General features: G+C 72.5%; 11 protein-coding genes and 1 pseudogene. 5 read left to right on the top strand and 7 right to left on the bottom strand.

All coding sequences use genetic code 11. From position 1 onward, the window contains the following. Nucleotides 1–187 precede the first annotated feature (187 nt). From yidD to rpmH, 3 genes are read right to left on the bottom strand one after another with little or no spacing between them, the layout of a single operon-like run. Entirely contained in the window at nucleotides 188–427 is a 240-nt protein-coding gene (gene yidD, locus HW577_RS12875) for a membrane protein insertion efficiency factor YidD (RefSeq protein WP_198376539.1), read from the bottom strand. Next, nucleotides 424–792, bottom strand: a complete 369-nt coding sequence (rnpA, locus tag HW577_RS12870) for a ribonuclease P protein component (RefSeq protein ID WP_198376538.1) — start codon at nucleotides 790–792, stop codon at nucleotides 424–426. The genes yidD and rnpA overlap by 4 nt, the downstream gene beginning before the upstream one ends. Before the next feature lie 26 nt (nucleotides 793–818). Next, nucleotides 819–953, bottom strand: coding sequence for a 50S ribosomal protein L34 (gene rpmH / locus HW577_RS12865; RefSeq protein ID WP_198376537.1), 135 nt, complete (start codon nucleotides 951–953; stop codon nucleotides 819–821). A 203-nt stretch (nucleotides 954–1156) separates the two neighbouring features. On the opposite strand from rpmH, the gene HW577_RS12860 reads away from it, so the two are divergent. After that, nucleotides 1157–1861, top strand: a complete 705-nt coding sequence (locus HW577_RS12860; RefSeq protein WP_198376536.1) for a TVP38/TMEM64 family protein — start codon at nucleotides 1157–1159, stop codon at nucleotides 1859–1861. Further along, complete coding sequence (locus HW577_RS12855; protein ID WP_198376535.1) at nucleotides 1854–3281, top strand: dihydrolipoyl dehydrogenase family protein; 1428 nt, start codon at nucleotides 1854–1856, stop codon at nucleotides 3279–3281. Before HW577_RS12860 ends, HW577_RS12855 begins: the two co-directional genes overlap by 8 nt. 60 nt (nucleotides 3282–3341) lie before the next feature. Here HW577_RS12855 and HW577_RS12850 read toward each other — a convergent pair whose 3' ends face one another. Together HW577_RS12850 and HW577_RS12845 are read right to left on the bottom strand one after the other, a co-directional pair. Next, nucleotides 3342–5021 carry a methyl-accepting chemotaxis protein gene (locus HW577_RS12850; RefSeq protein ID WP_198376534.1) on the bottom strand — a complete coding sequence of 560 codons (1680 nt, stop codon included), beginning with the start codon at nucleotides 5019–5021 and terminating at the stop codon, nucleotides 3342–3344. A 109-nt stretch (nucleotides 5022–5130) separates the two neighbouring features. Further along, nucleotides 5131–6798, bottom strand: a pseudogene (locus HW577_RS12845) (methyl-accepting chemotaxis protein); the annotation flags it as partial. A gap of 205 nt (nucleotides 6799–7003) precedes the next feature. On the opposite strand from HW577_RS12845, the gene HW577_RS12840 reads away from it, so the two are divergent. The 3 genes from HW577_RS12840 to HW577_RS12830 all read left to right on the top strand — a co-directional run bounded on the left by HW577_RS12840 (nucleotide 7004) and on the right by HW577_RS12830 (nucleotide 9855). Next, the gene (locus tag HW577_RS12840; protein WP_198376532.1) at nucleotides 7004–7798 is read left to right on the top strand and encodes a 3-hydroxybutyrate dehydrogenase; all 795 of its coding nucleotides are present in this window, start codon (nucleotides 7004–7006) and stop codon (nucleotides 7796–7798) included. Then, complete coding sequence (locus tag HW577_RS12835; RefSeq protein ID WP_332837665.1) at nucleotides 7795–8862, top strand: patatin-like phospholipase family protein; 1068 nt, start codon at nucleotides 7795–7797, stop codon at nucleotides 8860–8862. The genes HW577_RS12840 and HW577_RS12835 overlap by 4 nt, the downstream gene beginning before the upstream one ends. Nucleotides 8863–9084: 222 nt before the next feature. Then, nucleotides 9085–9855, top strand: a complete 771-nt coding sequence (locus tag HW577_RS12830) for a methyltransferase domain-containing protein (protein WP_198376531.1) — start codon at nucleotides 9085–9087, stop codon at nucleotides 9853–9855. On the opposite strand, the gene HW577_RS12825 is transcribed toward HW577_RS12830, so the two are convergent. Together HW577_RS12825 and HW577_RS12820 are read right to left on the bottom strand one after the other, a co-directional pair. Beyond that, nucleotides 9848–10486, bottom strand: coding sequence for a hypothetical protein (locus HW577_RS12825; protein WP_198376530.1), 639 nt, complete (start codon nucleotides 10484–10486; stop codon nucleotides 9848–9850). The genes HW577_RS12830 and HW577_RS12825 overlap by 8 nt on opposite strands. Before the next feature lie 59 nt (nucleotides 10487–10545). Further along, nucleotides 10546–11157: MFS transporter (locus HW577_RS12820; RefSeq protein ID WP_198376529.1), on the bottom strand; the 612-nt coding region annotated here is incomplete at its 5' end.

Genomic DNA, 11157 nt, shown 5'->3' with positions numbered 1-11157 from the left:
CCCGGGGGCGGCCGGCACGGCGGCGGACGGGGCGGCGGGCACCGGCACCGCCGGCGCCGATGCGGCCGGCGTCGTCTGCGGGGGCGGCGTGGGCGTGTTGGCGCGGTTCCACACGTCGAAGATCAGCAGGATGCCGATCGAGAGCGCGATCGCCGCGAACAGGCGCTTCTGGTCCATCGGGGAAGTCTCAGCCTTTCGGCGGATGGGGTGCGGGCACCGGGTCGTAGCCGCCCGTGTGCCAGGGGTTGCAGCGCAGGATACGCCGCGCGGACATCAGGCTGCCGCGCGCCGCGCCGTGGCAGGTCAGCGCTTCCAGCGCGTAGTCGCTGCACGAAGGGTAGAAGCGGCAATTGGCGCCGATCACGCCGCGCAGCGTGTAGCGGTAGGCATGCACGCAGCCCTTCAGCGCGGCGGCCGCGGCGCTCATCGCAGCACGCCCGCCTGCCGCAGCGCGCCGCGCAGATCCTCGACCAGCAGGGCGAAGGGGCGCTTCGGCGTCGCGTCGCGCCCGATCAGCACCAGGTCCCAGCCCGGCGGGGCGGCCTCTCGCAGCGCCAGCCGCGCGGCTTCCTTCAGCCGCCGGCGCGCGCGGTTGCGCACCACGGCGTTGCCGACCTTCTTCGTCACGGTGAAGCCGAGGCGCAGCTGCGCGGGGTCGCCCGGCACCGCCTGGAGCACGAGCCCCGGTCGCGCCGCGCGCTTGCCGCGCGACGCCGCGCGCAGGAAATCCCTGCGCTTGCGGATCCGGGCCGGCTGGACGGGGGACGCGGCCGGATCGGCGCTGCCAGACATGCGGCGCTCCGCCCCGGCGCGGCTGGTCAGGCCGAGAGGCGCTTGCGGCCCTTGGACCGGCGGTTGGCGAGCACCTTGCGGCCGCCCACCGTCGCGGTGCGGGTCCGGAAACCGTGCCGGCGCTTCCGGACGAGCTTCGAGGGCTGGTAGGTACGCTTCACGATACGTCTCCTGAACTCGTGGCTGGCGGGCGGGCCCTCCCGCACGCAGAACGGGCCGCCAGCAGAACGGGCCGGCGGCACCCCCAAATTGGCGGCGCCCCGGCGAGGCGCGGAGGTATAGGGAGGGGGATCGCCGGGCGTCAACCGCGCCGGGCCGCTTTTCCATGTAACTCCCGCCCCCTGACCGGCGAAACCCATCGCAGATGCCCATCCCCGCCCCCCTTCGTCGCGCTTGGCCCTTGCTGCTGCTCGCGGCGCTCATCCTCCTCGCCTGGATGAGCGGTGCGACGCGCCTGCTCTCCTTCGAGGCGCTGTCGGACCATCGCAGCGCGCTCGCCGCCATCGTCGCGGCGCGGCCCGTGGCGGCCGCGGCCGCCTATGTCGCGGCCTATGTCGTCGTGGTGGCGCTCTCCCTGCCCGGGGGGGCGGTGATGACGCTGGCTGGCGGGCTGCTGTTCGGGCCCTGGCTCGGCACGGCGCTGACGGTGGCCGGCGCGACGGCGGGGGCCTGCCTGCTGTTCCTCGCCGCGCGCTCAGCACTCGCGCCGCTGGTCGCGGGGCGGGCGTCGGGGCTGCTGGACCGGGTGCGGCCGGGGCTCGAGCGCGACGGCTTCTTCTACCTGCTGACGCTGCGGCTGATCCCCGTGGTGCCCTTCTGGCTCGCCAACCTCGCGCCCGCACTGGTCGGCATGCCCTTCGGCGCCTATGCCGCGGCGACGGCGATCGGCATCATTCCGGGCACCGCGGTGTTCGCGGGAATCGGGGCCGGGCTGGGGGAGGTGCTGGCCAGCGGCGGCCGGCCCGACCTCGGCGTGATCCTTTCGCCCGGCATCCTGCTGCCCCTGCTCGGGCTGGCGGGGCTTTCCCTCCTCGGCGCCTGGTGGCGGAATAGGACGCGCGATGCCTGACTTCGACGTGGCGATCATCGGCGCCGGCGCGGCGGGGCTTTCGGTCGCGGCCATCTCGGCCGGGCTCGGGCTCAAGGTCGCGCTGTTCGAACGCGGGGAGATGGGCGGCGACTGCCTGAACTTCGGCTGCGTGCCGTCCAAGGCGCTGCTCGCCGCCGCCCATGCCGCGGCCGAGGCGCGCCGCGCCGGGCGCTTCGGCGTGAAGCTCCCCCCGCCCGAGATCGACTGGGCCGGCGTGCGCGCGCATGTGGCGGGCGCGATCGCCGCCATCGCGCCGAACGATTCGGAACAACGCTTCGCCGGCATGGGCGTGACCGTGGTGCGCGCCATGGCCCGCTTCACGGCCCGTGACGCGCTGGAAGCCGCGGGGAGGCGCTTCACCTTCCGCCGCGCCGTGATCGCCGCGGGCTCGGCGGCCGTCGTCCCGCCCATCCCGGGCCTGTCCGACGTGCCGTTCCTGACCAATGAAACCCTGTTCGGCCTGGCGGAGAAGCCCGGCCACCTGCTGATCCTGGGCGGCGGGCCGATCGGGCTCGAGATGGCGCAGGCCCATGCACGCCTGGGCTGTCGCGTGACGGTGGTGGAAGGGGCCGCCATCGCCGGGCGGGAGGAAGCCGAATGCGTCGCCCCGCTGCGCGCGGCGCTGGAGGCTGACGGCGTCGCGCTGTGCGAAAGCGCCAAGGTCACGGCGGTCCAGCGCGACGGGGACGGCATCGCGCTGCTGCTGGCCGACGGGACACGAATCGCGGGGACGCACCTGTTGCTCGCGGTCGGCCGCGCCGCACGCGTGGCGGGGCTCGGGCTGGAGGCCGCCGACGTCGCGCATTCGCCGCGCGGCATCGCGACCGACCTCGCGCTGCGGTCGGTCTCCAACCGGCGCGTCTGGGCGGCGGGCGACATCGCCGACCCGGCCGGGCTCGGGCCGCGCGCCTTCACCCATGTCTGCTCCCAGCATGCCGGCATCATCGCCCGCGCCATGCTGTTCCGCCTGCCGGCGAAGCTGTCCTACGACGCGCTGCCGCGGGTGACCTACACCGACCCCGAGATCGCGCAGATCGGCCCGACCGAGGCGGAGCTGCGCGCCGCGGGGCGGCCAGACCTCGCCATCACGCGCTGGCCGCTGGCGGAAAACGACCGGCTGGTCGCCGAAGGCCGCGCGGAAGGCCTGGTGAAGCTGGTCGCCGATGCGAAGGGCCGGCTGCTCGGCGCCTCCCTGGTGGGACCCGGCGTGGGCAACATGGCGGGGATGTTCGCGCTGATGGTCGGGCAGCGGATGAAGCTCTCCGCGCTCGCCGGCGCGGTGCTGCCCTATCCGACGGCGCAGGAAGCGGGAAAGCGCGCCGCGAGCGACTTCTACACGCCGAAGCTACTCTCCGCGCCGGTGAAGCGGGCGGTCGGGCTGCTCAAGCGCCTGCCCTGAACGCGAAACCGCCCGGGTGTCGCCACCCGGGCGGCCGTTCTGCCCTGCCCTGCCGCGCGCTCAGGCCGCGCGGATATCGGCCAGGAAACTGTCCACCTGGCCGCGCAGCCGTTCGGACTGCTGCGCGAGTTCACCCGACGCCCCCTTCAACTCCTGCGCCGCGCCACCGGTGCGCTCCGCGCCGTCCTTGACGCCGGCCGCGGTGCGGGAGGCCTCCTGCGTGCCCTGCGCGGCCTCCGCCACGGCGCGCCCGATCTCCTGCGTCGCCGCGGCCTGCTGTTCCGACGCCGCGGCCACCTGCGCCGTCGTCGCGTTCAGCTCCTCGATCGTCCGGCCGATGCCCGCGATGGCATCCACCGTGCGGGTGGTTTCCATCTGCATTGCGGCGATCTGCTGGCCGATCTCCTCGGTCGCCTTCGCCGTCTGGCTCGCCAGGCTCTTCACCTCGCTCGCCACCACCGCGAAGCCCTTGCCGGCATCGCCCGCGCGCGCCGCTTCGATCGTCGCGTTCAGGGCCAGCAGGTTGGTCTGCCCTGCGATGTCGCTGATCAGCCGCACCACGTCGCCGATCTTGTTCGCGGCTTCCGCCAGGCTGCGCACCGTCCCGTCCGTGTCCCGCGCCGCATCGGCCGCGCGGTTCGTGATCGACGCCGTCTCCCGCACCTGCCGCGCCACCTCGGCGATCGAGGTCGCCAGCTCCTCGGCCGAGGCCGCGACGGTCTGGACGTTGGCGCTGGCCTGCTCGGACGCCGCGGCGACGGCGGCGGCCTGCCGCGTGCCGTCCTCGGCCGTCTCGGTCATGGTCGCGGCGGTGGCGGAAAGCTCCGTGGCCGCGGAGGAGACGGCGCGCAGCACGCCCGCCGCCTCGGCCTCGAAGCCCTTGACCAGCGTGTTGATCCGCGCGGCGCGGTCGGCCTGCTTCTTCGCTTCCTCCACCTGCGCGGCAGCCATCCGGTCGGCTTCCTTCAGCCCGTCACGGCAGGTGTCGAGCGCGCGCGCCATGGCGCCGATCTCGTCGCCATCGGCGGCTTCCTTGAGTTCAAACCCGTAGTCGCGCTTCGACAGCCGGTTGAGCGCCTCGGAGAGATGGCCGATGCGGCGGGCAAGGCTGTTGCCCAGCAGCAGCGCGACGGCGGCACCGATGACGAGCGCGATCGCACCGAAGATCGACATGGACCAGATCGCGAAGCTGGCGGCACTGCTGGCTTCGCGCACGGCGCCCGTCGCCTCGCGCGAGGCGACGCCGGCGAGTTCGTCCAATGCCGTGACCATCGCCTCGAACTCGCCTCTCCCCGCCTCGACGCCGGCGATGTATTCGGCCTGACGACCTTCCCGCAGCATCTGCAGCCGGCCTTCCGCGCCACGGCTGAAGGCGACGATCATTGGCTCGATCGCGGCGGCGAGCCGGCGTTCGTCGGGATGCGAGATCAGCGGCTTGTAGGCCTCCCAAGCATTCCGCAGCCGGGCGACGTCGCGCTCCAGCGCCTGGCGCCCGGCGGCCATGTGCTGGGGGCTGCCGAAGCCGGCGGCGAGTGCTTCCCGCCGCATGACCAGGGCCACGGTCCTGACCTCGGCCACACGGTCCACCGTCGGCAGCCAGTTGTTGCCGACCTCTTTGCCAAGCGCATCCATTTGGGAGATCGATCGTAGCCCGAGCCCACAGACGCCGAGCAACAAGACGAGCAGCGCGGCGAAGGCAGCACGGAGCTTGGTCTTGACCGACATGTTCGCCAGAGACATCGCACGTTTCCCCGAATATTCAGCGCTGCCTAATGTTTCTCCAGCCTTGGTTACCAAAGCGTGTGAGTAACCGGGCGGGCGGCTAGCCCGCCCGGTTCAGCCTCCTCGGTCAGGCCGCGCGGATGCTCGCCAGGAAGGTATCCACCTGGCCGCGCAGCCGTTCGGATTGCTGTGCAAGCTCGCCCGAGGCGCCCTTCAGCTCCTGCGCCGCGCCGCCGGTCCGCTCCGCGCCCTGCTTCACGCCGACCGCGCTGCGGGAGGCTTCCTGCGTGCCCTGCGCGGCCTCCGCCACGGCGCGCCCGATCTCCTGCGTCGCCGCGGCCTGCTGTTCCGACGCCGCGGCCACCTGCGCCGTCGTCGCGTTCAGCTCCTCGATCGTCCGGCCGATCCCGGCGATGGACTCGACCGTCCGGGTCGTCTCCATCTGCATGGCGGCGATCTGCTGGCCGATCTCCTCGGTCGCGAGGGCTGTCTGGTTTGCCAGGTTCTTCACCTCGCTCGCCACCACCGCGAAGCCCTTGCCGGCATCGCCCGCGCGCGCCGCTTCGATCGTCGCGTTCAGGGCCAGCAGGTTGGTCTGCCCCGCGATGTCGCTGATCAGCCGCACCACGTCGCCGATCTTGTTCGCGGCTTCCGCCAGGCTGCGCACCGTCCCGTCCGTGTCCCGCGCCGCATCGGCCGCGCGGTTCGTGATGGACGCCGTCTCCCGCACCTGCCGCGCCACCTCGGCGATCGACGTCGCCAGCTCCTCGGCCGAGGCCGCGACGGTCTGGACGTTGGCGCTGGCCTGTTCGGCGGCCGAGGCCACCGCGGTCGCCTGCCGTGTGCCGTCCTCGGCCGTCTCGGTCATCGCGGACGCGGTGGCGGAAAGCTCGGTCGCGGCCGCTGAGACGGCGCGCAGCACGCCCGCCGCCTCGACCTCGAAGCCCTGCACCAGTTGATCGACGCGGGCGGCGCGGTCGGCCTGCTTCTGCGCTTCCTCCACCTGCGCGGCGGTCAGGCGGTCGGCGTCCTGCAGCCCGTCGCGGCAGGTGTCGAGCGCGCGCGCCATGGCGCCGATCTCGTCCTTGTCGGCGATCGCCTTCAGCTCGAAGCCGTAGTCGCGCTGCGCAAGCCGGCCCAGCGCGCCGGAGAGGTCGGTGATGCGGCCGGAAATGCTGCGGGCGAGCAGCAGGGCGATGCCGATGCCGGCGAGAAGGGCGGCGACGTTCCCGGCGATCACGATGCGGATGCCGCTCTCGCCCGCCGCGACGGTCGCCGCTGCCGCGGCGCTGGTCTCCCGCGAGGCGACCTCGATGAGTTCGTCGAGGCCGGCGAGGAGACGATCAACGGCCCCACGGCCCTGCGTGAGGAGGGTGCGCGCGTGGTCCAAGTCATCGGCGCGATGGAATTCGACGATCTCACGGCTCTCGGCGAGATAACGCTGGATCGCAGGTTCGACGATGGCGAGCAGGCGCCGCTCATCCGGATGGGTGGCCAGCGTCCGATAGGCGTCGAGATGCCGCTGCACCTGCGGCGCAGCGCGCGCGATCCGTTCCGCAGCGTCGCGGCGTAGTGCCGGATCGGTATATGCGAAGAGATCGAGCTCGCTGCGGCGGATCCTGAGCACCGTCTCGTTCAGCTCCGACGCCGCCCGGACGGCTGGCAGCCAGTGCTGCGCGATGGACTCGGCCTCCTTGTCCATGTTGTGCATCACGTAGACGGTCGCGCCGCCCAGCAGGGCGGTGAGGAGCAGCAGCACGCCGACGCCGGCGCGCAGCTTGTTGGCGATGGATAGGTTCGAGAACATCGGTGTCTGGGTCCCGTGAAGAGGGTGCTTCCTGCGCCGTTGCGGGGCGGCAACGGATTAGGCGCGCATGCGTCTTGCCGAATGATTTCGATCCGGCATCAAAATCGCGGGGGCGCCCCCCGGGGCTTCCCCCGCCCGCCCGCCCGGTCCAGACTCCGCGGCCCGCGCCGCCCCGGACAGACGGACACCCGCCATGGAACGCACCCTCGACGGCCGCACGGCCCTGATCACAGGCTCGACCTCGGGCATCGGCCTCGGCATCGCGCGCCTGCTGGCCGAAGCCGGCGCGAAGGTCATGCTGAACGGCTTCGGCAAGCCGGAGGAGATCGCGGCCGCCCGCGCCGAGATCGGCCGGCTGATGGGCGGGGGCGACGCCCCCTATTCCCCCGCGGACATGGCCAGGCCGGCCGAGATCCGCTCCATGGTCGCCGGCTGCGAGAGCACCCTCGGCGCCTGCGACATCCTGATCGACAATGCCGGCATCCAGTTCGTGAGCCCGGTGGAGGAGTTCCCCGAGGAGAAGTGGGACGCGATCATCGCCATCAACCTCTCCTCCAACTTCCACGCCATCCGCGCGGCCCTGCCGGGGATGCGGCGGCGCGGCTGGGGGCGGATCATCAACGTCGCCTCCGCCCACGGGCTCGTCGCGAGCCCCTTCAAGGCGGCCTACGTCGCCGCCAAGCACGGCGTGGTCGGCCTGACCAAGTCGGTCGCGCTGGAAGTGGCCGAGACGCAGATCACCTGCAACGCGATCTGCCCCGGCTTCGTCCGCACCCCGCTGGCCGAGGCGCAGGTCGGCCCGCTCGCCGCCAAGCATGGCGTGAGCGAGGAGGTAGCGCTGCGGGACCACCTGCTGGCCAAGCAGCCTTCCAAGCGCTGGGTGGAAGTTGAGGAGGTCGCGCGCATGGCGCTCTGGCTCTGCGGCCCGGGCTCCGGCGGCGTGAACGGCGCGGCGCTGTCCATCGACGGCGGCTGGCTCGCGGCGTGAGCGACGGCGCCACCCTGCCCGCCCCGGCGGTTGCCAAGCCCCCGGCGAAACGGCGCATCTCGCTCGCCCTGCAGGGCGGCGGCACGCATGGGGCCTTCACCTGGGGCGTGCTGGAACGGCTGCTCGAGGATGAGCGGCTGGAGATCGACGGGCTGTCGGGCACCTCGGCCGGCGCGATCAACGCTGTGATGCTCGTCGAAGGCCTGCTGGAAGGCGGGCCGGGCGCGGCGATCTCCGCACTCGACCGCTTCTGGCGCGCGATCGCCGGAAAGCTCGCGATCAGCCCAATCCGCGCCACGCCGTGGGAGAAGCTGGTCTGGGGCCACGACCTGACCTGGTCGCTCGCCTACCGGACCTTCGACACGCTGTCTCGCGTGCTGTCGCCCTACCAGCTCAACCCCTTCCCGGTGAACTACAACCCGCTGCGCGACGCGCTGGCCGAAAGCATCGACTTCGAGCGGCTGCGGATGGAGGCGAAGGCCCCGCGGCTGTTTGTCTCGGCGACCAGCGTGCGCACCGGCAAGCCGCGCGTGTTCACGCGGCGGGAACTGACGGTGGACGCGCTGCTCGCTTCCGCCTGCCTGCCGCAGGTCTTCAAGGCGGTGGAGGTGGATGGGGAGCCGTACTGGGATGGCGGCTATCTCGGCAATCCGGCGCTCTGGCCGCTCTACGACCAGGGTGGGCCGCCGGACCTCGTGCTGGTGCAGCTGAACCCGCAGGTGCGCGAGGAGACGCCGACCAGCGCGTCCGACATCGTCAACCGGCTGAACGAAATCACCTTCAACGGGTCGCTGATGGCGGAGATGCGCGCCATCGACTTCGTGCAGCGCCTGCTGGACACGGGGCGGCTGGAGCAGCCGCGCTACCGCCGGCTCTTCATCCACCTGATCGAGGATGAGGAGCGGATGCGCGGCTTCAAGCTGAGCACGAAGTTCAACGGCGACTGGGACTTTCTCTGCACGCTGCGCCAGTACGGGCGGGAGGCGGCGGAATCCTGGCTCGACCAGCATTTCGACAAGCTGGGGCGGGAGAGCAGCGTGGATATCCGGGCGCGGTTTTTGTGACCTCAATCGCCGGCGCATGGAGTCTTTGTGTGCCCTCTAGCGCCGGGCGCGGCCTCCGGCCGCTTGGCTTGCGCGCCATGGATGGGCGCGCCGAGCAGGGCTGTTGGTCTGGGCGCGGTCGCGCATTCGCGCTCCCGGATCGAGGCTTCGCCTCGATCCGAAGGGCGCTCCGCATTCACGGCGGCGGCGCGCGTCCGGACGTCACGCCAGCATGAGGCATCGATGAACGTGACCAGCTGGGACGCCGCGCAGTATCTGCGCTTCGAGGACGAACGCCTGCGCCCCGCGCTCGACCTGATGGCGCGCATCCCGCATCCCGCGCCGGCACGCGTGGTCGATCTCGGCTGCGGCGCGGGCAATGCGCTGGCACCGCTCGCCGCGCGCTTCCCCAGCGCCAGCGTGACGGGCGTCGATGGCAGCGCGTCCATGCTCGCCAAGGCGGCCACGACAGGCTTCGCGACGGAACAGGCGGACATCGCCGCCTGGGCGCCCACCGCGCCGGTGGACGTGCTGTTCAGCAACGCGGCGCTGCAATGGCTCGGCGGCCACGAAGCCCTTTTTCCGCGCCTGCTGTCGCATCTGGCACCCGGCGGCGTGCTCGCGGTGCAGATGCCGTCCATGCACGCCGCGCCGCTGCGCGCCGAACAGGACCGCATCGCGCGGGAAGGCCCCTGGGCGGAGCGCCTGTCGCGCGTCGGCAGCGCGCCGCCGGTGCTCGCCCCGGGCGACTACTACGACCTGCTGCGCCCGCGCGTCGCGTCGCTCGACATCTGGGTCACCGAATACGTGCACGTGCTGCGCGGGGAAGACCCCGTGGTCCAATGGGCGATGGGCACCAGCCTGCGCCCCTTCCTCGATGCGCTGGACGGGGCGCTGCGGGAAGGCTTCCTCGACACCTACCGCGCGGCGATGCGCGCGGCCTATCCGCCGCGCGCGGATGGCGCGGTGCTGCTGCCCTTCCGGCGGCTGTTCCTGATGGCCCGCGTCAGGTGATCCGGCGCGGCCCGCCGATGATGGTGTCGAGCGCGCCGATCACGTTCTTCTTGTAGAGCGGCGCGCGGTAGCCGCAGGCGTAGATGGCGCGTTCCGCGGCGTGCAGGCGGCGGAATTCCGCCGCGGTCAGCTGGCCCTTGGCATGGCGCGCGAGGTCCTCGGCCGACGCACCCGGCGCGCCGGCCACGTGCGCGAGCTCGTGCAGGATGGTCGCGGCGAGGAACTCCGCGCTGCGCAGCGCACACAGGTGGACGCCGATCTCGACGAGGCTCGTCGCCTTGTAGGTGCCGACGACCTGCGCGTAGGTGATGTTCTTGTCGTCCGCCGGCCAGGTGTTCTGGGCGCCCTGCGGGGCGAAGCAGAAGAAGTACATCTTCCAGTCGCGCAGCAGCGCGCTCAGCCCGAGCCCGCCGCCCAGACCACTGAAGTGGTTGTCGCAGGCCGGCCTGCGGGCGCAGAGGGCGAGTTCCTTGAACGCGTCCTCGAACAGCGTCGTGACCTTGCGCGTCGCCGGGCCGCCGAACTGATTCGGCACGGTGACCTCCGTCGGAAAGGCGTAGCCGACATACTCCGAGGCCCGGGGCGGCACCCGTGCGTCCTTCGTCAGCCCGTACAGGGTATAGGTCGGCATGCGCGGTCTCCTTCGGGGCGGATGCTGCCAAAGCATGCGCGACCGCGCCACGAAATGCCTCAGCGCGCCGCCACGCGCCGGAACAGCAGCAGCAGGCCCAGCGCCGCCACCAGCAACCCGGCGGCGAGAAGCACCGGCGCCGCCGCACTTCCGGTTGCATCAGCGAGCCATCCCGCGAGCGGCGGAAAGCCGGTGCAGCCCGCGTAGAACCAGACGAAGTAGATGCCGAGCCCCTGCGCCCGGCGTTCCGGCGGCACGGCCAGCGGCGGCAGCGCCGAGAACAGCGTGATGGGCAACGCGTAGAGCAACCCGTGCAGCGCGAGGATCGCCGCCGCCTGCCCCGTCGCCGCGTAGGGCAGCGCCGCGGCGAGCCCCGCCGCCGCCAGGCAGCAAAGCACCGTCATCGGCACCGCGAGCCGCGCCCGCCGCGCGAGGAACGCCCCCGCCGGCACGGCGATCAGGTTCACCCAGGACATCAGCGACGCGGCGAAGCCCGCTTCCGCCACGCCGAGTCCGCGTTCGACCAGGAGCAGCGGCGCGAAGGTGACGAGCACCATGTAGGTGCCGTTCACGCCGGCCCAGGCCGCGCCGGCGAGGCACATCAGCGCGACCTCCCGCCGCGTGAGGCGCCCGCTGCCGGGCGGGGGCGGCGGCGCGCGCGGCACGGGGCG

Origin of the sequence: Neoroseomonas rubea (genome assembly GCF_016106015.1) — a bacterium.
Lineage (GTDB): Bacteria > Pseudomonadota > Alphaproteobacteria > Acetobacterales > Acetobacteraceae > Neoroseomonas > Neoroseomonas rubea.
The sequence above is the reverse complement of the archived record's forward strand: the minus strand, read 5'-3'. Positions and strand labels throughout refer to the sequence as shown.